21 protein-coding genes, 4 tRNA genes and 1 pseudogene are annotated in these 24782 nt (G+C 54.0%); 6 read left to right on the forward strand and 20 right to left on the reverse strand.

Annotated features, from left to right (window positions below):
* Positions 1-55: 55 nt before the first annotated feature.
* Genes yigB through lptM form a run of 5 tightly spaced genes read right to left on the reverse strand, consistent with a single transcriptional unit; the run spans position 56 to position 3438 of the window.
* Entirely contained in the window at positions 56-772 is a 717-nt protein-coding gene (yigB, locus tag AC07RN_RS20355) for a 5-amino-6-(5-phospho-D-ribitylamino)uracil phosphatase YigB (RefSeq protein WP_478337157.1), read from the reverse strand.
* Positions 772-1674, reverse strand: coding sequence for a tyrosine recombinase XerC (xerC, locus tag AC07RN_RS20360; RefSeq protein WP_478337158.1), 903 nt, complete (start codon positions 1672-1674; stop codon positions 772-774). Before xerC ends, yigB begins: the two co-directional genes overlap by 1 nt.
* The gene (locus AC07RN_RS20365) at positions 1671-2378 is read right to left on the reverse strand and encodes a DUF484 domain-containing protein (protein WP_015960942.1); all 708 of its coding nucleotides are present in this window, start codon (positions 2376-2378) and stop codon (positions 1671-1673) included. Before AC07RN_RS20365 ends, xerC begins: the two co-directional genes overlap by 4 nt.
* Positions 2375-3199, reverse strand: a complete 825-nt coding sequence (dapF, locus tag AC07RN_RS20370; RefSeq protein ID WP_015960943.1) for a diaminopimelate epimerase — start codon at positions 3197-3199, stop codon at positions 2375-2377. The genes AC07RN_RS20365 and dapF overlap by 4 nt, the downstream gene beginning before the upstream one ends.
* Positions 3200-3234: 35 nt before the next feature.
* Positions 3235-3438, reverse strand: a complete 204-nt coding sequence (gene lptM, locus AC07RN_RS20375) for an LPS translocon maturation chaperone LptM (protein WP_015960944.1) — start codon at positions 3436-3438, stop codon at positions 3235-3237.
* Between the two features lie 137 nt (positions 3439-3575).
* Here lptM and cyaY point away from each other — a divergent pair, with 137 nt between their 5' ends.
* On the forward strand, positions 3576-3899 hold the full coding sequence (cyaY, locus tag AC07RN_RS20380; RefSeq protein ID WP_015960945.1) for an iron donor protein CyaY: 324 nt from the start codon (positions 3576-3578) through the stop codon (positions 3897-3899).
* Between the two features lie 73 nt (positions 3900-3972).
* On the opposite strand, the gene cyaA is transcribed toward cyaY, so the two are convergent.
* Positions 3973-6516, reverse strand: coding sequence for a class I adenylate cyclase (cyaA, locus tag AC07RN_RS20385; protein ID WP_015960946.1), 2544 nt, complete (start codon positions 6514-6516; stop codon positions 3973-3975).
* Between the two features lie 347 nt (positions 6517-6863).
* On the opposite strand from cyaA, the gene hemC reads away from it, so the two are divergent.
* From hemC to AC07RN_RS20410, 5 genes and pseudogenes are all read left to right on the forward strand, one after another.
* Positions 6864-7805: a hydroxymethylbilane synthase gene (hemC, locus tag AC07RN_RS20390; protein WP_015960947.1), complete on the forward strand. Its 942-nt coding sequence runs from the start codon at positions 6864-6866 to the stop codon at positions 7803-7805.
* On the forward strand, positions 7802-8542 hold the full coding sequence (gene hemD / locus AC07RN_RS20395; RefSeq protein WP_478337159.1) for a uroporphyrinogen-III synthase: 741 nt from the start codon (positions 7802-7804) through the stop codon (positions 8540-8542). The genes hemC and hemD overlap by 4 nt, the downstream gene beginning before the upstream one ends.
* Positions 8543-8563: 21 nt before the next feature.
* On the forward strand, positions 8564-9751 hold the full coding sequence (gene hemX, locus AC07RN_RS20400) for a uroporphyrinogen-III C-methyltransferase (protein ID WP_478337160.1): 1188 nt from the start codon (positions 8564-8566) through the stop codon (positions 9749-9751).
* Positions 9752-9753: 2 nt separating this feature from the next.
* Positions 9754-10953: a protoheme IX biogenesis protein HemY gene (gene hemY / locus AC07RN_RS20405; RefSeq protein ID WP_235134296.1), complete on the forward strand. Its 1200-nt coding sequence runs from the start codon at positions 9754-9756 to the stop codon at positions 10951-10953.
* Between the two features lie 179 nt (positions 10954-11132).
* Positions 11133-12341: pseudogene (locus AC07RN_RS20410) on the forward strand (MFS transporter).
* A 503-nt stretch (positions 12342-12844) separates the two neighbouring features.
* Here AC07RN_RS20410 and AC07RN_RS20415 read toward each other — a convergent pair.
* The 14 genes from AC07RN_RS20415 to wzzE form a co-directional block, all read right to left on the reverse strand.
* Positions 12845-12921, reverse strand: a tRNA-Pro gene (locus AC07RN_RS20415).
* A gap of 42 nt (positions 12922-12963) precedes the next feature.
* Positions 12964-13050: transfer RNA gene (locus tag AC07RN_RS20420), tRNA-Leu, on the reverse strand.
* A 19-nt stretch (positions 13051-13069) separates the two neighbouring features.
* Positions 13070-13145: transfer RNA gene (locus AC07RN_RS20425), tRNA-His, on the reverse strand.
* Between the two features lie 66 nt (positions 13146-13211).
* Positions 13212-13288 (reverse strand) — tRNA-Arg (locus tag AC07RN_RS20430).
* 117 nt (positions 13289-13405) lie between these two features.
* On the reverse strand, positions 13406-14776 hold the full coding sequence (gene thrP, locus AC07RN_RS20435; protein WP_041689561.1) for a bifunctional threonine/serine APC transporter ThrP: 1371 nt from the start codon (positions 14774-14776) through the stop codon (positions 13406-13408).
* Between the two features lie 264 nt (positions 14777-15040).
* Complete coding sequence (wecG, locus tag AC07RN_RS20440) at positions 15041-15784, reverse strand: lipopolysaccharide N-acetylmannosaminouronosyltransferase (RefSeq protein ID WP_478337161.1); 744 nt, start codon at positions 15782-15784, stop codon at positions 15041-15043.
* 12 nt (positions 15785-15796) lie between these two features.
* Entirely contained in the window at positions 15797-17146 is a 1350-nt protein-coding gene (wzyE, locus tag AC07RN_RS20445) for an ECA oligosaccharide polymerase (RefSeq protein ID WP_478337162.1), read from the reverse strand.
* Positions 17143-18222, reverse strand: coding sequence for a TDP-N-acetylfucosamine:lipid II N-acetylfucosaminyltransferase (locus AC07RN_RS20450; protein WP_478337163.1), 1080 nt, complete (start codon positions 18220-18222; stop codon positions 17143-17145). The genes wzyE and AC07RN_RS20450 overlap by 4 nt, the downstream gene beginning before the upstream one ends.
* On the reverse strand, positions 18219-19469 hold the full coding sequence (gene wzxE / locus AC07RN_RS20455; RefSeq protein WP_235134301.1) for a lipid III flippase WzxE: 1251 nt from the start codon (positions 19467-19469) through the stop codon (positions 18219-18221). The genes AC07RN_RS20450 and wzxE overlap by 4 nt, the downstream gene beginning before the upstream one ends.
* A gap of 1 nt (position 19470) precedes the next feature.
* The gene (gene rffA, locus AC07RN_RS20460) at positions 19471-20601 is read right to left on the reverse strand and encodes a dTDP-4-amino-4,6-dideoxygalactose transaminase (protein ID WP_478337164.1); all 1131 of its coding nucleotides are present in this window, start codon (positions 20599-20601) and stop codon (positions 19471-19473) included.
* Between the two features lie 4 nt (positions 20602-20605).
* Positions 20606-21283 carry a dTDP-4-amino-4,6-dideoxy-D-galactose acyltransferase gene (gene rffC / locus AC07RN_RS20465; RefSeq protein WP_478337165.1) on the reverse strand — a complete coding sequence of 226 codons (678 nt, stop codon included), beginning with the start codon at positions 21281-21283 and terminating at the stop codon, positions 20606-20608.
* Entirely contained in the window at positions 21280-22542 is a 1263-nt protein-coding gene (gene wecC / locus AC07RN_RS20470) for a UDP-N-acetyl-D-mannosamine dehydrogenase (protein ID WP_478337166.1), read from the reverse strand. Before wecC ends, rffC begins: the two co-directional genes overlap by 4 nt.
* Positions 22539-23669 (reverse strand): non-hydrolyzing UDP-N-acetylglucosamine 2-epimerase, encoded by a 1131-nt coding sequence (wecB, locus tag AC07RN_RS20475; protein WP_235134304.1) that lies wholly within the window; start codon positions 23667-23669, stop codon positions 22539-22541. The genes wecC and wecB overlap by 4 nt, the downstream gene beginning before the upstream one ends.
* A 56-nt stretch (positions 23670-23725) precedes the next feature.
* The gene (gene wzzE / locus AC07RN_RS20480; RefSeq protein ID WP_235134305.1) at positions 23726-24772 is read right to left on the reverse strand and encodes an ECA polysaccharide chain length modulation protein; all 1047 of its coding nucleotides are present in this window, start codon (positions 24770-24772) and stop codon (positions 23726-23728) included.
* Between the last annotated feature and the right edge of the window lie 10 nt (positions 24773-24782).

Raw genomic sequence — 24782 nt, forward strand, 5'->3', positions numbered from 1 at the left:
CCGGCGGCGTTTTATCTGCCGGACATACTGTTGATTTATACAATACTGCTGGTGATTATATCAGCGTGGTGAGGGATGCCAACCGCGAAATTTCTACGTGTGGCAACAGGCGGCTGTCGACGGTCTGCATCAGGTCGGCGTTTTCAGGTTTGATCCAGCAGGCCTGCATGCCACAGCGGATCGCCCCGGCGACATCAGTCGTCAGATCGTCGCCGACGTGCAGGATTTCGCCCAGCGGCAACGCCAATTTTTCTGCCGCCAGATGATACATATCGCTAAACGGTTTGGAACGCCCATGCGGGCCCGCTCGGAAGACAAACGTAAAATAGTTGCCAAGCCCGAACAGCTCCGGCTGGGCGTTACCGTTGGTGATCGCCACCAGCGGCCATTTTTCGGCCAGCTTCGCCAGCGTATCGTGCGTCTCTTGCGGCACGTCGATTCGGCTGCGCCATTTGGCAAAATTGGCCATTGACGCTTCCGCGCCCAGCGCGGCTTCGGCTGCGGTAAGACCCGCATTGCTCATCGCTTGTTCCACCGCACGACGACGCCATTCGGTCACGTCGTGATAAATGTCTGGCTCCGTCTCGCGCAGCGCCTGACGCAAACGCTGAAAATCGGTGTTTTGCAGGGTTTTTAAGGACGGATGATAATTTTGTACAAACGCCAGCGCTTCCTGTTCGGTGCGTAAAATGACCTGACGGTTGTCATAAAGCGTGTCATCAAGATCAAAAGTCAGCGCAGAAATCTGACCTAATGGGCGGTAAAAACGCATTATTTCCCCCGTTTGGCGCGCGGATGCGCCGAGTCATAAACTGACGCAAGATGTTGAAAATCAAGATGGGTATAGATCTGGGTGGTGGATAAATTGGCGTGACCTAACAGCTCCTGCACGCCGCGCAGGTCACCGCTGGATTCAAGCATATGCGTCGCAAAAGAATGGCGCAGCTTGTGCGGATGGACATGGCTGTTCAGCCCCTGCTTTATGCCCCACTCGGCAAACCGTTTTTGCACGTTGCGCGCCGAAATTCGCTTCCCCAGCTTCGAGAGAAACAGCGCGTTTTCCTCTGCGCCAAACAGCCCGCGCAGATCCAGCCAGTGTTCAATCCAGGCCACCGCATTGCGGCCAATCGGCAAGCGTCGCTCTTTGCTGCCTTTGCCCATTACCCACACTTCGCCGGTATCCAAATCGAGGTGTTTGAGATCTAAATTCACCAGTTCAGACAGACGCAATCCCGCACCGTACATCACTTCCAGCATGGCGCGATCGCGCACTGCCAGCGGATCGTTAAGGTCGATATTGAGCAGGCGATTCACATCATCAACGTCGATATTTTTCGGCAGATGACGCGGGGCTTTGGGGGTAGAAATACCTTTTGCCGGATTGGCGTTGAGTTCGCCCTGGCTGACCAGCCAGTCGAAGAAACTGCGCAACGCCGACAGACGCAGCGCCAGGCTCGCCGGACCCAGACCTTTACGGCGACTGCGCACAACAAGGGCCCGCACGGTCGCGGCATCGCAAAGCGGCCAGCTTTTCAGGCCAATCTCTTCCGCCAGCTGCATGATCGCATCCAACTGGCGCTGATAGTTCAGTAGCGTAATCGGGCTGAGCTGGCGTTCGACGCCGAGATAACGCAGAAAACGCGCGACGAAGGAGCTAAGAGGAGCGTCCGTCATACGCGCTCAATCCAGCGCTCCAGCAGCTCAGGCAGCATTAGGGCGATTTCCTGCAGCAAATGCGTGCCCTGCCCCTGTTCGTAGTGGTGCGCGTCGCGGCTGGTGAATAACATTACGCCCAGATCCCCTTCGCGCCCCATCAGCGACATCGCCACTGAGCCAATCGCTTTGGCTTCCGGCAGTACCACCAGCAGTTCAGGTCCGTTCAGTGGCCCAAGATAGTGATGCTCATGCCCAAGACGCTGGATGCGCAGCGGTTCAAACGTTTGACGATTCAAGGCCAGATGGGTAAAACCGGACGGCGCGCCGATGCGCCAGCGATCGGGGAACAGACGAATGGTCGCTCCCGCCAGGCCTATTTCGCGCGCCCAGCGGTGGAAACGGCTGAGAAACTCTTCCAGGCTGTGCGCCGACGCCAGCCGCGCCTGCAAATTCAGCAGACGATAAAACAGGCTTTCGTTATTGCTGGCCTGTTCCATCAGCAGCGTCATGTTTTCTTCAAGCTGATCGATGTGTTTACGCGAGCGCGCCATGTGCCATTCAACCAGCGACACGGTATCGCGCACGGGATGCGGCACGCGCATTTGTTCAACCACGCGTGCATTGCGGATAAAAAACTCAGGATTGCGCAGCAGATAATCAACAACAGCCCGGTCATCCAGTTCCGTCATTATTTCCTGCAGTTCTTCCCCTGGTTGTTTCATAGATGGATAAACCCGTCATAAACATGTGCCGCCGGGCCAGTCATAAACAGCGGATGACCCGGACCTTTCCAGGCGATATCAAGACGACCGCCCGGCAATTCCACGCGAACCTCTTCTGCCAGTAAACCTTGCGATATACCGACAGCCACGGCCGCACAAGCGCCGCTGCCACAGGCTCGCGTTTCGCCCGCGCCGCGCTCGTAGACGCGCAGGCGGATGTGTTCACGCTTCATCACCTGCATAAATCCGATATTCGCCCGCTCCGGAAAGCGCTCGTGGCTTTCCATGATGGGGCCGAGGATTTCCACAGCGGCCGTATCAACATCATCAACCTGAATCACGCAGTGGGGATTTCCCATCGAGACGACTCCGCACAATACTGTCTGCTCGGACGCGCGCATAATATAGGTCTTTTCCGCTTTGATGGCGCGAAACGGTACGGCTGATGGCTCAAAGTTGGGCTCGCCCATGTTCACGCGCACCAGCTCATCGTCTGTGACGCTTAATATCATGCGGCCATTCGCCGTGCTCACGCAGATATCGCGCTTGTTGGTCAGGCCTTTCAGACGCACAAAGCGGGCGAAACAGCGCGCGCCGTTGCCGCACTGCGAGACTTCACTGCCGTCAGCATTAAAGATGCGATAGTGAAAATCGAGATCCGGATCGTACGGCGGTTCGACCACCAGCAGTTGATCAAAACCGACGCCCACATGCCGATCCGCCAGGCGGCGAATCAGCTCTGGTGAGAAAAAGACATTCTGCGTTACCGCGTCGACGACCATAAAATCGTTGCCAAGGCCATGCATTTTAGAGAACTGCATCATCTACTCCATTGCGCGGGTACCGAAACTGGTTCTCAGTAATTGACCTGGCTTGGGCCACCGTTATCGCCGCGATCGTTGCTCACAGGCGTGGTTGACTCAATCTGACTGTTCACCGGTTTCGTCGGCGGTGGCGCGGATTTATCCGCAGGCGGGAAATAGAGCGGTCCCTTCAGTCCACAGCCGGTCAGGCTAAACAGAGTGACAAGAACGGCAAGCGTTCGAAAAACGTTTTTCATTAGTGGTGGCCCGTAAGTTCATGCTTTCTGTTTCTATCATCGCAGGAGAAGACACAAAAGCAAGAGTTTGCCGCTTTCCTGCAACGGGATTTATTTAGCGTTATACTCCCGCCATCACGAAAAACAGGAACAAAACCATGAATGACAGTGAATTTCATCGCCTTGCCGATAACTTGTGGCAGACCATTGAAGCGCGTCTGGACGACTGGGATGGCGACAGCGATATTGATTGTGAGATCAACGGCGGCGTGCTGACACTAAGCTTTGAGAACGGCAGCAAAATTATTATTAATCGCCAGGAGCCGCTTCATCAGGTGTGGCTGGCGACAAAACAGGGCGGCTACCATTTCAATCTGAAAGGGGACGACTGGATTTGCGACCGTAGCGGCGAGATGTTCTGGGATTTGCTGGAACAGGCGGCGACGCAACAGGCAGGCGAAGAAATCAGTTTCCGAGGTTAACAGTCACTAGCTTCTCGTCAGAGACGGTTTTTGCTGTTAGCACCCTCTCCCGTGGGAGAGGGTCGGTCCGCACTCAGGAAAAATACTGCTGTAACAGCGGCTGGTTTTCGTCCAGGTTCTCCGGAGGGGCTGCAACCATCTGATTGCGGAACGGAAGCACCTGTGCGCGCCCATCGACTTTCACGATCTGATAGAACTGCGGCAGGTTAAAGTTGATGAAGCTTGAGCCGTAGGTAAAGCGATCGTGCGATGACGAATAGAAGCGGCTCACATCGCGAACCAAATCTTCTTTGCTCCCTTCGCAGTGGTGATAAACCTCTGCACGGTTGGTTTCATCCAGAATGTAAATGTTAAATCCAGATTGATCATCCGCTTCTTCGAAGAAGAACTGAATAATCCCTTCGCTGGCAAAACCATCCACCACCTGCGGCAAACTCACCGGATTGGTTTCGACCTGCACGGACAGGCTGTGCAGCTTGTTGTGCGAGATAGCGCCGTAAAACTCGATCGCGTTTTCCAGTTTTTGCACGGACACATTCAGGCGCTCAAAGAACAGGCCCCAGGTCTGGCCAGAAACGCGCAGCGCTTTGAAACGCCCGGTTTCATGGCGGGTGCTCGAAAGACGCAGTTCAATACACTCAGAGACAAGCTGCTGGACGCGAGTACGGATCAGGCCCCGCAGATGCTGGCTATAGCAGAACACTTCGACGCTGTCTGGCGGCGCGGCATCCTGATGCATCTTCCCGAGAATTGTTTTTAACGCCTCGATCATCGCCTGCTCGCCGTTGAAATGCAGCGTTCGCACTTCGTTCCACGAGTTGCGATACAGCAGGTCCACGCTGCCAATCAGGCAATTTTGCTGCTCGCCAAAGCTGAAGACATCCAGTTTGCGGAAATCAAAATGGACAACCTGATTGCGGAACGCCGCCGTCGGGTCGTATTCCAGGTTAACGATAATCGCCAGATGACGAATTTCGCACGGGCTGTAGAGTGCTTTCGGCGTCGGCGCAGGCAGACGCAGCGGGAAGTGATGCGACACGTCCGCGACCATTTCCTGCAGTTTGGCTAAATCAACGACCTCGTTGCCTTTGATAAACAGGCGGGTGCGAGAAGTCAGCAGACCGTTAAACCAGGCCCAGGCCACCAGCTTGTTAAGATAGCGGTTATATTCCAGCGGCTGATGGCTGACGATCGAATCCATGCTTGGGGCACGGTTGTAGAGATACCAGCCGGTGCGGTTCGCGCGACCCGGCGGGACGTAAATAAAGGTCAGATTGAGTTCTGACAGATCCGGTGAAATCTGCGGGTTAACCAGCGTGACTTTACCAGGAAGCGCTTCAAACGCCGCGTAAAGTTTACGGGTCAAGACACCGATATCCTGCGGGCTGGCGGAAACGCTGAGATTATTGCGGCGGGCAAAGCGAATCAGGTTGCGGTAGCTCTGCATCATCGCATCGAGCAATTCGTTGTGCGCTTCACGCACCTGATCGATCTTCCAGTTGGCGCGGTTATCGAGCATGGACAGACGTTCTTCGTCCCATCCCCACTCTTTGACAAGCTGACTGACCACTTCACGACGCCAGCCAACGCATGCGCGTTCGCGGCTGAGTTTTTCACAGACTTTGAGATAGAAACATCGACGCACCAGATCGAGACGCGTGTGGTCATCAATGGCTTTCAGGTATTCGGTAACGCGTTCCAGCATCATGCAGTAAGCATCAAGCCCGAAGGAGACGATTTCCCCATCGTGCAGGCGCTGTTTGATATCTTTTGCCAGCAGGCGTGGCGTGGGGTACTCCCAGGAATACGCCTCAAGCAGCAGCGTTTTTAACACCGCTTTGTACGGTGAATCGATGCTTTTGTAGAGCTGCCACAGGCTTGCGCCAAAGTATTCTTCAGCAGACAGGGAGCTTAAGCCTCCCAGATCCAACCATTCGTTTGGCGTTAATACACCTTGTGAATAGAGCGACATGACGTAATCGTCGTAATGCTCTTCTTCTTCGCACGGCACCATATTCCACAGAATACGCTTACCGGCGAGGCGCACAGCACTGCGATAAAATTCATCCAGCAGTAAAATGTGCTGGGTTGAGCCGCAGTCTTCACCACCCAGACTGCCGCTTTCATTATGGCGGAAACGGTTTTCGTCAATCAGGAAGAAGCTCACTTCTACGCCCAGCGACGCCGCCCAGCTTTCGAGCAGGCTGCATTTACGCTGCAACAGCTGACGCTCTTCGTTATCAAGCCAGGACTGATGGCAAACCCAAATATCCAGGTCAGAAGAACAGCTTTGCCCTACCGATGAGGTACTCCCCATGGTGTAAATGCCGGTAATAGGCAACTCACCTTCTGGAGATTCCTGCGTCGGCATACCGCGGTAGAGTTCGAGTTCGCTGAGGTAATGCTGTTGGGTTTCATCAGGCGTGTAAATGCAGATGCCCTTGGGAACGTTACCGTCAAGGTAGCCCGGCATCAGCGGATGGTGGTAGTGCAATAATGTAGGCAGCAGACTGTAAACCTGTTGGAAAGCAGGTCCCATGGCAGCAAGCGCACGATCCACGCGCAATTGATTTATGGCATCCAGTCTCTGTTTCAGAGTCTCAATATAGAGGTACAAGACATATCGCCTGATGTTTCCGGACGTAGCAACCGTTCAAAACAGCGAAAGATTACGAGCCCGCAGTATTTCAAAAAAGAACCGTTACCCTTTTTCGTCCTTATCATTATGGTGGTACAGACGAAAAAATGGTCTAAAACGTGATCAATCTAACACCTTGCCGATTGACCGTAAAGAAAGATGCGCTACAGACAAGTGTAGCATCGATCTTAACGTGTAAATTCCTTAATACGGCTGCGGATGGCCAGAGCACCGCCTCGTCCCTCTCCCCCTCATCGACCGTAAAACTGACATCCCAGAGTCAACAATGTTAGGATGGGCGGCGGACGATAAGGACGGTAACAAGCATGTTAGACAATGTTTTGAGAATTGCCACACGCCAAAGCCCACTCGCGCTTTGGCAGGCACAATATGTGAAGCAGCGCCTCGAAGCCTGCCATCAAGGGTTGCGTGTTGAACTGGTTCCGATGGTGACGCGCGGCGATGTGATTCTGGATACGCCCCTGGCAAAAGTGGGTGGAAAAGGCTTGTTTGTCAAAGAGCTGGAAATCGCACTGCTTGAGAACCGCGCCGATATCGCCGTCCATTCAATGAAGGATGTGCCAGTCGAATTCCCAGAAGGATTAGGGCTGGTGACAATTTGCGAGCGCGAAGATCCCCGCGATGCTTTCGTCTCAAACCGCTACGCTTCTTTGGATGATTTGCCCAAAGGAAGCGTGGTTGGCACGTCAAGTTTACGCCGTCAGTGTCAGCTGGCTGAACGCCGCCCAGATTTGGTCATCCGCTCTCTGCGCGGAAACGTCGGCACGCGCCTCGGCAAGCTCGATAATGGTGATTATGATGCCATTATTCTGGCGGTCGCTGGCCTTAAGCGCCTTGGGCTGGAATCACGAATTCGCGTCGCGATGCCACCAGAACTGTGCCTGCCCGCCGTCGGTCAGGGTGCCGTGGGGATTGAATGTCGTCTCGATGACGACCGCACCCGCGCGCTGCTCTCGCCGCTAAATCATGATGAAACCGCTATTCGCGTCCAGGCTGAGCGGGCAATGAACATGCGACTTGAAGGCGGCTGTCAGGTTCCGATTGGCAGCTATGCTGAATTGATTAACGGTGAGCTTTGGCTGCGCGCATTAGTGGGTGCGCCAGACGGCTCACAGATGGTGCGCGGTGAACGCCGCGGCTTGCCGCAAGATGCCGAAATGCTGGGCATATCACTGGCCGATGAGCTGCTGAACAACGGCGCGCGCGCGATCCTGGCAGACGTTTATAATGGAGAACCACCAGCATGAATATTCTCGTCACCCGCCCGTCTCCCGCAGGAGAGCAGTTAGTGAGCCGTCTGCGCGCACTTGGGCAGGTGGCATGGAGCTTTCCGCTGATTGAGTTCTCCCCGGGTCGGGCGCTTTCTACGCTCGCCGACTCTCTTTATGCCCTGCAAGAAGGCGATCTCGTTTTCGCATTGTCACAACATGCCGTGGAATTTGCGCAAGCCCAGTTGCAGCAAGAAAACAAACGCTGGCCGACTGCACCGCGCTATTTTGCCATCGGGCGTACCACCGCGCTGGCATTGCATACCGTCAGTGGAATTGACGTTCGCTATCCATTAGATCGGGAAATCAGCGAAGTCTTGCTACAATTACCTGAATTACAAACTGTTGCTGGAAAGCGCGCGCTGGTTCTTCGCGGAAACGGTGGGCGTGAATTATTGGGCGAAACCCTAACGGATCGCGGCGCAGAGGTCACTTTTTGCGAGTGCTATCAGCGCTGTGCGAAATATTATGACGGGGCAGAAGAGGCGATGCGCTGGCATCTGCGCGGCGTGGATACGCTGGTGGTCACCAGCGGCGAAATGCTGCAACAGCTCTGGTCGCTGATTCCGCAATGGTATCGTGAAAACTGGTTACTCCGCTGCCGACTGCTGGTCGTCAGTGAGCGTCTGGCGAACCTCGCCCGGGAATTGGGCTGGCAAGATATTCGGATCGCTGATAACGCCGACAACGATGCGCTGCTGCGCGCATTACAATAACTCTCATAATGGGAAGCCATAATGACGGAACACGAAAAATCCTCCGCCGTGGTTGAAGAGACCAGGGAGACTGTGGAGATCACGCCACAGCCAGAGACGACTGAGAAAACAGTTGAGAAGAAAAACGGCAATAACAAAACCAGTCTGGCGCTGAGCGCTATCGCGATTGCCATTGCGCTGGCGGCGGGCGTTGGCTTGTATGGCGTGGTGAAAAAACAAGCGACGAATCAGTCGGCGACCAGCGATGCGCTGGTGAATCAGATAACGGCCCTGCAAAAAGCGCAAAAAACGCAGAAAGCCGAGCTGGAAAACGTGATTAAGCAACAATCGACGCAGCTTGCCGAAGCCAATACGAAGCAGGAAGAGCTGACAAAACAGCTCGGTGAAGTGCAAGAAAAAGTCGCGACGATTTCGGGGACAGATGCCAAAACCTGGCTGCTGTCGCAGGCGGATTTCCTGGTGAAACTGGCCGGGCGCAAGCTGTGGAGCGATCAGGATGTCACCACTGCCGCTGCACTGCTGAAGAGCGCGGACGCCAGCCTGGCTGACATGAACGATCCAAGTCTTATCACCGCACGTCGTGCCATTACCGAAGATATCGCCAGCCTGGGTGCCGTCTCGCAAGTCGATTACGACGGCATTATTCTTAAAGTCAATCAGCTGTCGAATCAGATTGATAACCTGCGTCTGGCCGATAACAACGATGACGATACCCCGATGGATTCTGACGGCACTGAGCTGTCGAGTTCTCTGAGCGAGTGGCGCATCAACCTGCAAAAAAGCTGGCAGATCTTTATGGACAGCTTCATTACTGTCCGCCGTCGTGACGAGACCGCCGTGCCGCTGTTAGCACCGAACCAGGATGTCTATCTGCGCGAAAACATTCGTTCCCGCCTGCTGGTCGCCGCACAGGCCGTACCACGCCATCAGGAAGAGACGTACAAACAGGCGCTGGATAATGTGTCTACATGGGTGCGTGCTTACTACGACACCAGCGATGCCACTACGACGGCGTTTTTGGATGATGTTGATAAGCTGAGTCAGCAGAACATCACGATGAACGTGCCGGACCAGCTCGAAAGCCAGCCGATTCTGGAAAAGCTGATGCAAACACGCGTGCGTAATTTGCTGGCACAGCCCGGCGTTGCGGCAGAACCCGCAGCCGAAGCGCCAGCCGCTGCGGCTGAAAGCGCCCCGCAAGGAGAGTAGCGATGCTTAAAGTTCTCTTCCTCTTCTTATTGTTGATCGCCGGGATCGTACTGGGGCCAATGCTTGCGGGCCATCAAGGCTACGTGCTGATCCAGACCGATAACTACAATATCGAAACGAGCGTCACGGGCCTGGTGATCATCTTGATCCTCACCATGGTGGCGCTGTTCGCCATCGAATGGATCCTGCGCCGTATTTTCCGCACGGGCGCACATACCCGCAGCTGGTTTGTTGGCCGCAAACGCCGTCGCGCACGCAAGCAGACCGAACAGGCGCTGCTGAAACTGGCTGAAGGCGATTATCAGCAAGTTGAAAAGCTGATGACCAAAAACGCCGATCACGCTGAGCAGCCGGTGGTTAACTATCTGCTAGCCGCAGAAGCCGCCCAGCAGCGCGGCGATGAAATGCGTGCCAATCAGCATCTTGAGCGCGCTTCAGAACTGGCCTCTAACGACCAGATACCAGTTGAAATTACACGCGTGCGTCTGCAACTGGCGCGAGGTGAAAACCACGCAGCGCGTCACGGTGTTGACCGTCTGCTGGAAATCACGCCACGCCATCCGGAAGTGCTGCGTCTGGCAGAGCAGGCTTATATCCGCACCGGCGCCTGGGGTTCATTGCTGGATATTATTCCTTCTATGGCAAAAGCCGACGTGGGTGATGATGAACACCGTGATGCGCTGCAGCGTCAGGCGTGGATTGGCCTGATGGATCAGGCGCGGGCCGATCTGGGTAGCGACGGCCTGAAAACCTGGTGGAAGAATCAGAGCCGTAAAACGCGCCAGCAAGTTCCATTGCAGGTGGCGATGGCAGAACATCTCATCGAATGTGACGATCATGACACCGCGCAGGCGATCATTCTTGATGGCCTGAAGCGTCAGTATGACGATCGTCTGGTGATGGTGATCCCGCGTCTCAAGACCAACAATCCTGAGCAGATGGAAAAAATGTTACGCCAGCAGATCAAGACGGTGGGCGATCGTCCGCTGCTATGGAGCACGCTGGGTCAGTCGCTGATGAAGCACGGCGAGTGGCAGGAGGCGAGCCTCGCTTTCCGTGCAGCGTTGAAACAGCGCCCGGATGCGTTCGATTATGCATGGCTTGCCGACTCGCTGGACAAACAGCACAAGCCAGAAGAAGCCGCAGCGATGCGTCGTGATGGCCTGCTGCTCACGTTGCAGAATAACGGCAGTCAGGTGTAAGCATCATAAAGGAGGCCAAAACGGCCTCCTTTTTTTATTCCCTTTCTCCTGCTACATTCTTTGCAACGTCATTAGAGAGAGAATGCTCCCGCCAATGTAACGATGTCTTTTCATTAACCTTTTTCCCTACACGCGCATTTTGTTGCGTGGAATAAATCGTTCTTGAAAGGACCGTTTTTATGAATACCCTTTTGTATGCGCTTTTTGAAGCGCTGCGACGCCACCATTGGCTGCGCATGCTGGCCTGTGCATTCGTCTTTACCTCTCTGGGGAATGGCTTAACACAGGTCGTTATCTTTGGCTTGCTGTTGAGCTGGAAAGCCCCCGCCTCATTGCTCACAGTCGCCTATTTGTTCGCGACCTTACCCGGATTTATTGGCAGCCTGATAGGAGAAAAACTCTGTCGAGTTTACTCGCCTGTACGCCTGCTAATACTGACGGAGCTCTTTGGCCTGACGGCTCTGCTCTTTCCCTTGCTGGGCATTCATTATCCTAGCGTCACGGCATTATTAGCCGTTCAGTCAACGGAAGCTCTCCTTACCGGGATGAGCTGGCCTGCCCTCACCCTACTGTTCAAGCGGGCTTTAACCACGGCCGAACTCCCTGCCGCAACCTGTCTGGAAAATGTGATTTTTGCTTCGCAAGTGTTGCTAGGGATGGGGTTGGGGATTGTGCTGTTTGACTATCTGTCGGTACTGACTTTGTTGGCGATAGACGCCGCCAGCTTTGTCGGATCTCTCGTGATGTTATCGCTGGCGGGAAGCGCGCTGACGTTAACTACTACAGAGCCTGTAAAAATCACTACGCCAAAACCGTTGCACTGAAAGAAACTTTCCCGGCGACAAAAGCGTAGCCTCCTGCTGCTTCCGGCTCTGGCAGCCGTGGGTGCGCCTGCGATGGCGCTGCTTCCCGCTCTAGCGCAGCATATCAACCCCACCAATGCCGCGGGGCTAGCACTCCCCTTGCTGTTCGCCCGTAGCCTCGGGCAATTGTGCGGACCGATGATGATAAACAGAGACAGTCTTCCGCGCTACGCAAATCGCAATCGTCCTTTGCTGACCTGCCTGAGCATCTTTTTACTGGCTTATGGACTGCTCCCGCTTTTTGCGGGAGTGCATACGGCGGCCCTGGGGATGATTTTTGTCGCGCATCTGGCATCAAACATTGTGTTTGCAGCCGGAACGTACGGGGTATTGAGCCATTTTGAGACGCTACAGGTTTCAGCCGCGAGCGGTAAGGCATGGCGATGGCAAACCCTTAGTGCGTCAGTGTTTACCTGTTTTGCAGCAACGCTTGCCTCAACGCTTGGGGCGGTTCAGGCATTGTATATCGTGTCCGCCAGCGCGTTAATCATTGTGGCGGCAGTGATGGCGCGTTACCGGGAATAATCCATAAAAAAACGCCTGCTAAAAAGCAGGCGTTAAACAGATCTATTCGACAACATATTTGGTGCTTCACTCAACGTTGTGTCCATGGTGTTTGATGAGGCCGAAGCGACATCTGTCGGTGGACGATAAGCACCGTAAATGGCTCTGCGTCATTCCTGAGTTTATGAGGCACTAAGGCGAACATAAGAGGTGGAATGAGCATCTACATGTATATTATTGCATGTTACGTGCCAAGGTTGCATCCAGAACTTATTCGCTTTGCAACATTTTAAGAATTAAGGAATTTTTTCTTTTTGGAGTGAGTACGTGCAGAAAGAGAGAGCGCAAAGCTAACCAAGATGTCTCCTGGCAGAGACACTATAATCCAGTTATGATAATTACCTTATAAATCAGATAGCTATATGTCTCTGAATGGCGACAAACCGTGATAACGTTGTCGGGAAATGACTACAGATTAAGGAATCGCAAAAAACAAAAAACCCCGCCGAAGCGGGGTTCAAAATTGGTCGGCGAGAGAGGATTCGAACCTCCGACCCACTGGTCCCAAACCAGTTGCGCTACCAAGCTGCGCTACTCGCCGAAATACTGCTTTTTTGAATTTCTAGTTCAACTCTTTAAGTCGTGGTGCGAGGGGGGGGACTTGAACCCCCACGTCCGTTAAGACACTAACACCTGAAGCTAGCGCGTCTACCAATTCCGCCACCGTCGCATGTCACAACTTATAATAATGGGGTGGCTAATGGGACTCGAACCCACGACAACTGGAATCACAATCCAGGGCTCTACCAACTGAGCTATAGCCACCACAACTTATTCTTTCACGCGGTTCTGTCTACTTAACAGACCACCGCAGCTCTAGCACCGGGTAAATGGTGCGCCCGACAGGATTCGAACCTGAGACCTCTGCCTCCGGAGGGCAGCGCTCTATCCAGCTGAGCTACGGGCGCTTAGCGCCGTTGCGGGGCTGGATATTACGGAGGTCTCGGCCTGCTGTCTAGTGCTTTTTCAAAATAAATGCGCGTTTGGTTATGCTTTGCGCATTTTGCTGTTTCTAACGCGACTTTTTAGCGTTGAGCGTGTCGACTCAGTCCAAAAAGCTTATACGCGACCGATACCGCAGCCATGAAGATCATGCCGACAAACAGCGACATGCGAGTGTCTTCATTGAAATACATGCCGATCAAAACGCACACCAGGAATGCCATCGTTAAATAGTTCGCCCACGGGAACATAATGGAGCGGAACGGGTGGCTGGCAATTGCTTCTTTATGCGCCTGGCGGAAACGCAACTGGCTGATCAGGATAACAAACCACGGCACCATACCCGGCAATACGCTTGCGCTATAGACGTAGACAAACACGCGCTGCGGATTCGGAATAATGTAATTCAGGCACGACCCTATCAGCAGAATGGCAATAGAAATAGCCACGCCCGCGACCGGTACGCCAGCGCGAGAGACTTTTCCGACGGCTGCCGGAAGCTGACGATTGTTGGCTAATGCATAGAGCATACGCCCGCAGCTGTACATTCCGCTGTTGCAGCCTGAGAGCGCCGCAGTCAGCACCACAAAGTTAATGATACCCGCTGCTGCAGTGATACCAATTTTGGCGAAGGTCAGCACAAACGGGCTGCCGGTGGTGCCAATTTGGTTCCACGGGAATATCGTGACGATAACGAAAATCGCGCCCACATAGAAAATCAGAATACGCCACAGAACTTTGCCCACTGCGCTACGCAGCGTGACCTGTGGGTTTTTCGCTTCACCGGCGGTGATCCCAATCAGCTCTACGCCCTGATACGACGCAACCACAATGCAGAGCGCCGTCAGGAAGCCTTTCCAGCCGCCCGCAAAGAAACCGCCGTGCTCGGTCAGATTGCCAAAACCAATCGCCTGACCGCCGTTACCAAAGCCGAAGAAAATCACGCCAAGGCCCACGACAATCATTACGATAATTGTCGTGACCTTGATCATCGCAAACCAAAACTCAATTTCACCGTATAAACGCACGGCAGCGAGGTTCGCTAATGCCACCAACCCCACGGCTATCAAGGCGGGTATCCACTGCACCATATCCGGGAACCAGAACTGGACGTAGACCCCTATCGCGGTAATTTCTGATATCCCGACCGCCATCCACATAAACCAATAGGACCAGGCCGTGAGATAGCCAAAGAAGGGACTCATGTAGCGGTGGGCGTAGACGGCAAATGATCCGGCAACCGGCTCAAGGAACAGCATCTCGCCCATCGATCGCATAATAAAGAAGACGAACAGCCCGGCGACAATATACGCCAACAAAACGGACGGACCAGCCCATTTCAGCGTACTGGCTGAGCCCATAAACAGGCCAACGCCGATGGTACCGCCAAGCGCTATTAATTCAATGTGTCGAGCTTCCAGCCCACGCTGTAGCTCAGGTTTTTTCTCTGCCATAAATCCTCGGTTGTGTTTGCTTCTTCCGGGCCTACGCCGGTTATTGTTATGGGTAAAGATTTCGCCACAACAGGCCATGCGGCACCGACCGTCGAGATTAACGGTAGGCGCAAAAACACCATGGCACTGCGATGAGCGTGAGAATGGTTTCTTAAATTCTGCCAAATGGCAAACGATGCATTAAATAAATGAATGCATTGCACACAAACGCAGCAGTTTTGCAGGGGAGTTGCAGCGCGAATAGCATATCGCGCTACATTTTGATTACATTTTGCCGGTGTAATGCCAAGCGAGGTATCGCAGGAGTTTTATCTGTCGCGTGATGCGGCTTGGCTGAGACAAGAGACGATACAGCCACTCAAGCCCTAAGTTTTGCCACACTTTCGGTGCACGCTTTACATGACCGGTAAAGACATCGTACGTACCACCCACGCCCATATAGAGCGCGTTGGGGCAAATCATCCGGCAGTCGCGCATCAGGATCTCCTGACGCGGTGAGCCCATCGCGACGGTCACAATCTTTGCACCGCTGTCACGGACGCGTTCAAAAAGCGCCTGACGGTCTTCCGGTTTGAAGTAGCCGTCCTGGCTTCCGACGATATTCACGTTCCACTGCGCACGCAGTTTTTGTTCTGTTTGTGACAGCACCTCTGGCTTGCCACCGATAAGGAATACTGGCGTATTGGCAGCGCCGGCACGTGCCATTAAGGCTTCCCACAGGTCCGCTCCTGCCACGCGCGAGACGCGTGCCTGCGGGTATTTCTTACGTATCGAGCGCACAACGCTGATGCCATCGGCATATTTGAACTCTGCCGCCTCGATGAGGCCTTTTACTTCAGCGTTATCCTCAATGGCCAGCATCTTTTCCGCGTTAATCGCCACCAGCGTACCGGATTTAATCTGTCCATCTGCAGCGCATAAAAAATCCAGCGCATGCTGCATATCACGCCAGCCAATGAGTTGCAGGCCGCGCAACGTGTACATTGGCGCAGAAGTATTGTCAGTCATTATTATCCTTACTCAGACTTGGGAAAGCGTCCTGGCAGTCCGCAGCTCACGTTTGTGAACCAGACCAGCAACGTCAAACAGCCAGTACAACAGCTTCGCCAGTAGCAGGCAGACGCCGAAAACCACCATAAAAAACACCACGCGCGAAACGAATGAATCCAGCCCTTCACGCGCCAAAACAATCATATTGAAAATGGCACCAAAGCAGAAACTGTGCAAAATCGCTGCCTTGTAGCGATTCGGCTCCTCGTTTCCACGGAGGTATAACCAGTCAAACCATTTGATGATTAAACCGACCGCTACCGCGCCTGGCAAAATAAACCAAACGCCCCCCATGACGACCAGAGAGCCGATTAACGTGGGGGAGATCGCCAGCCCAGAGTGGTTGTTCAGCACTTCCCAGGTGAAATAATTCGCCGTGTTCAGCACAATTCCTGGTCGGTCTGGCCATAGCCAGGTGGGGATGAAGACGTAGAAATCGCGCACGATCGGAGCTAGCCCCTGAAATTCGATTTTGTCGTAATTTTGCAGCAGCAACGCCAGGTTTTCCCACGGAGAGAAAGTGTCACGGGTGAGGTACAGGAAGGTATAAAACGCTTCGTCACCGCTCACGTCCAGGCTATAGCGTTTCAGCGCTAGCCAGAACATACCGACAATGCCAAACACACCTGCCGCGACCAGCATCCACAGTGAAATCCAGCCGCGAATGATGCCGATAAACAGGAAGATGGCGAAGGCGATGATGATGTTTGCGCGTGTGCCGCCGACAATCATGTAGGTGAGCATGCCAAATGCCACGGTGCTGACCAGGAAAAACAGCCACGCCTTACTGTCCTGACGCAAAAAATAGACCACCAGCATCGCCGGAATGAAGAAATAGAAGAAGCGTTTAAGCGCTACGCCGGAGACTTCTGCGGAGAAAATCTGGCTATACGAATGCAGCTTAAACAGCAAAAAGCCGTTATGCATAAAGAAGATACCGACGCTAACCAGCGCGATAATCATCAACATTACCCACGTCAGGTGCGTTTCCACCCGATTCATGGTGAACAGCGGGCGACGCGGGGCGTGGTTTACCGTGCGTAAACGCGTTTTATAGGTCACGTAATAAACCGCGTAGAAACAGGTCGCCGATAACAACGCCTGCATCAGAATTTCGGGCGGTGCGACACCCACATCAAAACGGAAGACAAGGATGCTGGTCAGCGGAAAACCGAAGAAAAACGTCAGTAAAAACAACAGCGAAAAGAAGACGTTAAAATTAAAGCGCACGCGGCGAAACTCGAACCAGGTCAAGGTCGCGATAAACAACGAGCTCAGAAGCCAAATCACCAACAGGCCGCTAAATTGCAACTGGCTCATGCGTTGTCTCCCGCAGCAATTCGCAGCGCCCGGTGCCACGGCGTGAGATAGTTAGGGCTGAAAAAGTCGATGGCATTTTTGTCCACCAGTGCCAGTTGACGTTGCGCTTCACGCACCACGTTTTCATTCAAATCATCCGTCGTAAACAGGACGGGAATATTTTGCTCCGCCATATCCTGCCAGAACGGATTTTCACGGTTGAGCACGCACGGGACGCCGGCCTGAATCAGCAGGCACAGCGTTCCAATCCCCTGCTGACGCGCAAAGATGAAGTAACCAAGATCGCATTGACGCAGCAAAGCCAAGTATTCATCAAACTCCAGCTTATCGCTGAGAACCTGCAGATTTTCCGGGCTAAAGAGTGCCAGACCGCTCTGCCGTACCTCGGTAATGTACGCGCCGTTATTAGCAGGATAGCCCATCGGGACGATCACGTTCACCGTATCGCCAAACTGCTGATGCACCGCTTTCAGTGCCGCAATATGTTCGTTGCTGCGATCGCCTGAATTGCCCACCAGGACGGTGAGCTTGCCTTCGCGCCGGGCGTCGATTGCCATCCCATTCAGCGCAGGGTTCATACGTGTCGGGAAATAGAGTAACTCTCCACGAACATTCGGGTGCTGCTTCGCAAAATAATTGAGATCGCCGCGCGTCGCAAACACACAGCCCACTCGCCCCTGGGCCATACGGCGCAGCGGATAGAAGAGGCGGAATTTCCAGCCGCGCGACGCTTCATACAGGTCCGCGCCCCAGATATGCCAGCTAAACTGCGCAGGTTTAATACCGCCACTCAGCAATGCCAGCCACAAACCGGTGTTGAACTGTCCATGAAAGAAGAAACACTGATCGCGGTTAGCTTTCGCTTTGGCGATAACGGCTTTCGCCAGCGTCGCTTTGTCCGCAAAGCAGGTCAACGATAGCGCCGGGTAAGCGTCGCTTAAGCCATTATCCTGCCCAACGAGCATAAATACGCGCGCATCAGCGCTCGTGCTCGCCAGCTCATCATTGAAGAACCGCATAACGGTTTGGTTATGGTGCGGGATATTCGATCCCAACACATGAATCAGTGCAGTCATGCGCGTTTACGCCAAAGTAAAAATACGCCGCAACAGGCAGCGAAATAAACGATGTAAGTCGCCATATAGGCCTGTGATGCCCCCAGCGCGCCGTGCGCAGGGATCAGCCAAAGAGAGAAAGCGGTTAAGAGCGAAAACTGGCTGATTTCCGCCAGGATGTACAAGCGCAGCGACGCTTTTGCAATCACCAGATAGCCAAAAACGTAAGCACCCACTTTCAGTACATCGCCCACCAGTTGCCAGGCAAACAGATCGCGCATCGCGGTAAATTTTGCCGAGAACAGCAGCCAGATGGCTACATCTCGCAGCAACCAGACGGTCAAACTCGCGACAGCCACGGCAGGAAGAACAAAACGCAGAGAGCGGCCAATCTCGCGGGTAATGTCCTGTTTTGACACCAGGCGCGACAAGGTTGGCAGCAAATAAACGCTAAAAGACGCAGTGATAAACTGGAGATAGGCGTCAGAAATACTGCTCACACCTTGCCAGATCCCCACTTCATCCCAGCTGTAGTGCGCCGCCAGCAGGTTTCGCATCATCACGTAGGCCACGGGTAACGTGACGGATGTGATGAGTGCCATCAGGGTAAATTTCCCCAATTGCCCCGCCAGAATTTTGTCCCACTGCGGTTTGAGATAGCTTAGCGGAATCGTGCGTCTGCGCATCAACATCAACGCAGCGGGGATCACGACCAACGCGGGAACCAGCGCCAGGCCAAGCAATGCGCCTTCGTAGCCGCCCAGACGATAGCAAAAGTAATAGGCGATGACGCCAATAAAACTGCCCGCAATCAGCGCCAGCGCGTTCCCGGCCGCATCCCGAAAACCCTTCATCAATGCTAACAGCAGGTTGGCCCAGGCAATGCCCATCTGCACCAGCGCAACCAGGCGCACCAGGCCCTGATAATGGGTGTTGCCGAAAAGCCCCTGACTGATGGGGGCCGCCGCAAGAAGAAATACAACCGCCAGCAACGTCGAGAAACCCAATACCATCGCGGACGAGGTGCCGATCACCTTGCGAAGCGATGCGGCATCGTCATGATGCTGTGCAACGTATTTGGTCACGCCGTTGAAAATACCGGCACCTGCGAGAACCCCAAGCACGGTCACAAGCTGGCGGAAATTGCCGGCCTGACCAACACCTGAGGGGCCGTACGAGACGGCCAGAAGTTTAACCACTAACAGCCCGGTGCCAATCTTTACGAGCGTGGACGCGGCGGTCCACACCGATGCTTTCGCCAGAGACATATCAGTGGAAATAGCTCAGAAGCGTATTAATCACCGTGCGCTGATTGACCGGCGCGAGGTTGTAGAACAGCGGCAGACGAAGCAAACGCTCACTTTCTTTCGTGGTGTAGCGGTCTTCACCGGCAAATCGACCGAACATTTCTCCTGCCGGGCTGGAGTGAAGCGGGATGTAATGGAACACCGCCATAATTTCGGCTTCTTTCAGATAGGCAATCAAATCGCTGCGATCGTCGTTATCGCGCAGTTTGATGTAAAACATGTGGGCATTGTGTACGCAATCCGCCGGGATCGTCGGCAGTTCAATCCGCCCTTTTTTCGCCAGCGGCGCCAGAGCGTCGTAATAGGTTTGCCATAAGGACAAACGCTGCTGATTGATACGCTCGGCGGCTTCGAGCTGCGCCCACAGGAATGCAGCCTGCAGATCGGCCATCAAATAGCTGGAGCCGATATCGCGCCAGGTATATTTATCGACCTGACCACGGAAGAACTGGCTACGGTTGGTGCCTTTTTCGCGGATCACTTCCGCCCGCTCCACCAGCGCGCGATCGTTAATCAGCGTCGCACCGCCTTCACCGCCCGCGGTATAGTTTTTGGTTTCATGGAAGCTAAAACACCCGATGTGACCAATCGTCCCCAGCGCACGGCCTTTATAAGTCGACATCACGCCCTGCGCGGCATCTTCTACCACAAACAGATCGTGTTTTTTGGCGAGCGCCATAATGGTGTCCATTTCACAGGCCACACCCGCGTAGTGAACCGGAACAATCGCTCGCGTTTTGTCAGTTATCGCGGCTTCAATCAGGGTTTCATCAATATTCATCGTATCCGGGCGGACATCAACAAACACGATTTTCGCCCCGCGCAGTACAAAGGCATTCGCCGTGGAAACGAAGGTATAACTCGGCATGATGACTTCGTCACCCGGCTGGATATCCAGCAGCAGCGCAGCCATTTCCAGTGATGCCGTACAGGATGGCGTCAGCAACACCTTGACGCTGTGGAAACGCTGCTCCATCCACTGCTGGCAGCGACGGGTATAGCCGCCGTCTCCGCAAAGCTTACCGCTGCCCATAGCAGACTGCATGTATTCGAGTTCGGTTCCCACAACGGGAGGTGCGTTAAATGGAATCATAAGGTCACCTGTAAAGCCAGTAAGCGGTTGTGTCAACGTTGGCACCACTCGCAATATAACGTTTAAGCGCGGCGGTGTTGCCCATCTGGGTCGCCACCCGCAAAGTTGATAGCTGACGCGCCGCCGCCCAATGCGCTGCGGCATGCATCAGTTTGTCACCCATACCGCGTCCAGCGAGCAGACCGATGCGCGCTTCGCTGTCATTCAACTGGCGCAGGGAAACAAACGCCTGAATCTCACCGTCGGTTGCGCGAAAGACCAGGCATTCATGATCAAACGTGCCTTTTACCGCGTTTTCGATCCACTGGGCGTAAAAGCGGCCACTGTCATCCGCCGCATACCACGGCGCACGAAAACGGCTCTGCGCAAAAGCGCGTGCAGCCATCTGGCGCAGCACAGGAATATCCTGCTCCGTTGCCCTTTCAGCAGCGGACGGGACCTGATGGGCGATCGCCATTTTCAGGTCTACTTCACCTTCGACAAGCTGGAAGCCCATCTGCTGAAGTGCATCAAGACAATCGGCATCGGCGGCAGGAATTTTTGCCTGCACGCGCTGCCACGGCGCGAAATCGGCCACCGAAAGTGCCGGTGCGTTATCGCGAAAGCGCACAACCGCCGACGGGATGCCAAAAAACTGGCTTTCCCAATCGAGTGGCTCAAGCACGCCGTGCAGTTCACTCAACGCCACACCCCTTTGGTGTCGACAATGTGGTTCTGACGCACGGCATCGCCGCCGAGCGCTTTAAATTCTTTGTGATCGACCAGCAGGACCAGTACATCGGCGGTTTTCAGCGCGTCGTCTAAGGTTGCGAGCTGGCAAATGCCAGTCAGTTTCTTCGGCAACGTGTGAATATTAGGCTCAACGACCAGCGTTTCACCCGTATGCCAGGTGGCTATCATCTCAGCAATCCCCATCGCTGGGCTTTCGCGAAGATCGTCGATGTTTGGCTTGAACGCCAGGCCAAAGCAGGCAATTTTTACGTCGCTGGCGCGTTTGCCGCTGTCAGCGAGAAAATCTGCCACCGTCGCTTTAACCTGATTCATAACCCAATGCGGTTTGCCGTCGTTCACTTCACGCGCGGTGCGGATCAGACGCGCCTGATCAGGGTTTTGCGCCACGATGAACCACGGATCAACCGCGATACAGTGGCCGCCTACGCCAGGGCCGGGCTGAAGAATATTGACGCGGGGATGGCGATTCGCCAGACGGATAAGTTCCCATACGTTAATCCCCTGATCGGCGCAAATCAGCGACAACTCATTGGCGAACGCGATGTTCACATCACGGAAGCTGTTTTCCGTCAGCTTGCACATTTCAGCCGTGCGGGAGTTAGTGACCACACACTCGCCTTCGAGGAAGATGTTATAAAGCTCGCTGGCGCGCGTCGAACAGACGGGGGTCATCCCGCCAATCACGCGGTCATTTTTGATCAGCTCAACCATCACCTGACCTGGCAGCACACGTTCCGGGCAATAGGCGATGTTGATATCAGCCTGCTCACCCTGTTGCTGCGGGAAGGTTAAATCCGGGCGAGCCTCTGCCAGCCACTGGGCCATTTGCTCAGTCGCCCCGACGGGGGACGTTGACTCCAGAATCACCAGCGCCCCTTTTTTCAGCACGGGTGCAATCGATTTTGCTGCCGCTTCGACGTAAACCATATCTGGCTCGTGATCGCCCTTGAACGGCGTCGGGACAGCAATCAGATAAGCATCCGCTTCAACGGGTGCGGTCGTTGCTTTCAAAAAACCGCCTTCAACCGCGGTTTTTACTACTTTGTCGAGATCGGGCTCCACAATATGAATTTCACCCCGGTTGATGGTATCAACCGCGTGCTGGTTGATATCCACTCCGACAACCTGCTTTTGACGCGATGCAAAGGCTGCCGCAGTAGGCAGTCCAATGTAGCCAAGACCAATGACAGAGATGGTTGTAAAACTCATAGCGATACCCGATTGTGTTTAAGTGCATGCAAAATACGGCTGCAGGCCTCACCGTCACCATAAGGATTATGGGCGTGGCTCATGGCCTGGTACTCTTTTTCGTCGCGCAGCAGGTTTGTTACCTCGTCCACGATACGTTTCATATCTGTGCCCACCAGACGCACGGTTCCGGCTTTCACGGCCTCCGGTCGTTCAGTGGTTTCGCGCATCACCAGCACCGGTTTACCCAGCGATGGGGCCTCTTCCTGAATACCGCCTGAGTCGGTCAAAATTAACCAGGCGTGATTCATCAGCCAGACGAATGGCAGATAATCCTGCGGCTCAATCAAAATGATATTGTCGATATGGCCCAGAATGCGGTTGACCGGTTCGCTGACGTTCGGGTTGAGGTGGACAGGATAAACAATCTGCACATCACTGTTCTGCGCGGCGATCTCCGCCAGCGCGTGACAGATTTGCTCAAACCCGCGCCCAAAACTTTCGCGGCGATGGCCCGTCACCAGAATCATTTTTTTGTCAGGAGAGAGGAATGGATAACGCTCGGATAACTCTGCGCGCAGCGTTTCGCTGGCCAGAACGCGATCGCGAACCCAAATCAGCGCATCAATCACCGTGTTCCCGGTGACAAAAATTTTGTTATCCGCGATATTTTCGCGCAGCAGATTCTGCCGGGAGTTTTCGGTTGGCGCAAAGTGGTACATCGCCAAATGCCCGGTCAGCGTACGGTTCGCCTCTTCTGGCCACGGAGAATAGAGATCGCCCGTGCGTAAACCCGCTTCGACGTGCCCGACAGGAATGCGCTGATAAAAAGCGGCCAGGCTTGTTGCGATGGTGGTGGTGGTATCACCATGAACCAGAACAACGTCTGGCTTAAATGACTCCAGAATGGGTTTTAACCCTTCCAGAATGCGGCAGGTAATTTCGGTCAATCCTTGTCCCGGTTTCATAATATTGAGATCGTAATCCGGGACAATAGAAAAGAGATTTAAGACCTGATCAAGCATCTCCCGATGCTGCGCAGTGACGCAAACTTTCGCCTCAAACCAGGGATCATTTGCCAACGCATGGACCAGCGGCGCCATCTTGATGGCCTCCGGCCTTGTGCCAAATACGGTAAGTACTTTCACATCGATTCTCTTCGATTAGGCGATGAAGGCCGAAGCCTTCATCGTAGACGGCGTTCTTAAATTGTGCGACGACGCGTGAGTGCCACCCCTGCGCCAATCAGCGCGCCCACAATACCCCACATAATCATCAGGAATGCGCGACGCGGACTATCGCGTTTTACAGGTTCTTCAGGCGTTCGCAAATAACGATAGGTCTGAAAACGTGGGTCGAGCGTAGGCCCTACATTCAGCGTGTTCAGCATGGCGCGGTTTTGATCGTAATCGAGGTCAAAATCGGGCCCAACGGCCTGCAAATTCTCCAGGCGAGCCTGAAGCATAGGGCGTCCCAGCAGGAACATCTCTGAATCTGGTAATTCGTCGGCGGGTACATCGGTTTCACTGCGAGAAATATTGCGTTGTTCAGCAATTTTCAGAGCCTGTTCGATGTTGTGTACACGGCGGGAGAAAATCGTTTTAGCCACTTCTTCCTGGCGTTTGACCTGCGCTTTCATCTGGATAGTTCGCGCAGCCCAGGCACCTTTGAGCTCATCGTTCAGATGACTGGCCGCCCGCTGGCTGGCAAAAGCGACGTACTGACGCAGCAGATTGTTGGCGTCTGGCGCGGTTTCAGCGATCAGCTTCACGTTATCATTGATGTTACGCATAGCATCGCCAGGCATAAACTGGATGTTATCAATCATATCATCAAGAAGCGCGGCATCCGCTTTGCTGTTACCGACCATGCGTTGCTTGTAATAATCCGTCTGCGACCAAAAATCACGACGGGTATCCCATGAAGCCAACTGCATGATGAACTCTTTGTACGACTCATCCATCACCGAAGGTTGATCGGTAGACGCAAGACTTGCCTTGATATCGAGATTGCGCAGGAATTGCTGCTGGGAGTAAAAACCTCCCAGCATATTCACCGTTGGACGGTCAGTAATCGCTGTCGCACTCCATTCTTGTTTTGCAAAAAAGGTATACGCCAACGCGAGCAGCGCGAAGGCCAGCGCGATTCCTGCAATCCACAGCTTGCCCGCCCACAAAACACGAAACAAACCACGAATATCCAGTTCATTCTCAGTTACTACTGATTTCGATCCTGCCAACGGTTGAGTCATCACAATCCCG

It is taken from the genome of Lelliottia sp. GFLA7, assembly GCF_056490165.1.

What these genes read in the sequence shown, in the direction of transcription:
- yigB (WP_478337157.1), bottom strand. Translation starts at nt 772, where the DNA reads ATGCGTTTTTACCGCCCATTAGGTCAGATTTCTGCGCTGACTTTTGAT.
- xerC (WP_478337158.1), bottom strand. Translation starts at nt 1,674, where the DNA reads ATGACGGACGCTCCTCTTAGCTCCTTCGTCGCGCGTTTTCTGCGTTAT.
- AC07RN_RS20365 (WP_015960942.1), bottom strand. Translation starts at nt 2,378, where the DNA reads ATGAAACAACCAGGGGAAGAACTGCAGGAAATAATGACGGAACTGGAT.
- dapF (WP_015960943.1), bottom strand. Translation starts at nt 3,199, where the DNA reads ATGCAGTTCTCTAAAATGCATGGCCTTGGCAACGATTTTATGGTCGTC.
- lptM (WP_015960944.1), bottom strand. Translation starts at nt 3,438, where the DNA reads ATGAAAAACGTTTTTCGAACGCTTGCCGTTCTTGTCACTCTGTTTAGC.
- cyaY (WP_015960945.1), top strand. Translation starts at nt 3,576, where the DNA reads ATGAATGACAGTGAATTTCATCGCCTTGCCGATAACTTGTGGCAGACC.
- hemC (WP_015960947.1), top strand. Translation starts at nt 6,864, where the DNA reads ATGTTAGACAATGTTTTGAGAATTGCCACACGCCAAAGCCCACTCGCG.
- hemD (WP_478337159.1), top strand. Translation starts at nt 7,802, where the DNA reads ATGAATATTCTCGTCACCCGCCCGTCTCCCGCAGGAGAGCAGTTAGTG.
- hemX (WP_478337160.1), top strand. Translation starts at nt 8,564, where the DNA reads ATGACGGAACACGAAAAATCCTCCGCCGTGGTTGAAGAGACCAGGGAG.
- hemY (WP_235134296.1), top strand. Translation starts at nt 9,754, where the DNA reads ATGCTTAAAGTTCTCTTCCTCTTCTTATTGTTGATCGCCGGGATCGTA.
- thrP (WP_041689561.1), bottom strand. Translation starts at nt 14,776, where the DNA reads ATGGCAGAGAAAAAACCTGAGCTACAGCGTGGGCTGGAAGCTCGACAC.
- wecG (WP_478337161.1), bottom strand. Translation starts at nt 15,784, where the DNA reads ATGACTGACAATACTTCTGCGCCAATGTACACGTTGCGCGGCCTGCAA.
- wzyE (WP_478337162.1), bottom strand. Translation starts at nt 17,146, where the DNA reads ATGAGCCAGTTGCAATTTAGCGGCCTGTTGGTGATTTGGCTTCTGAGC.
- AC07RN_RS20450 (WP_478337163.1), bottom strand. Translation starts at nt 18,222, where the DNA reads ATGACTGCACTGATTCATGTGTTGGGATCGAATATCCCGCACCATAAC.
- wzxE (WP_235134301.1), bottom strand. Translation starts at nt 19,469, where the DNA reads ATGTCTCTGGCGAAAGCATCGGTGTGGACCGCCGCGTCCACGCTCGTA.
- rffA (WP_478337164.1), bottom strand. Translation starts at nt 20,601, where the DNA reads ATGATTCCATTTAACGCACCTCCCGTTGTGGGAACCGAACTCGAATAC.
- wecC (WP_478337166.1), bottom strand. Translation starts at nt 22,542, where the DNA reads ATGAGTTTTACAACCATCTCTGTCATTGGTCTTGGCTACATTGGACTG.
- wzzE (WP_235134305.1), bottom strand. Translation starts at nt 24,772, where the DNA reads ATGACTCAACCGTTGGCAGGATCGAAATCAGTAGTAACTGAGAATGAA.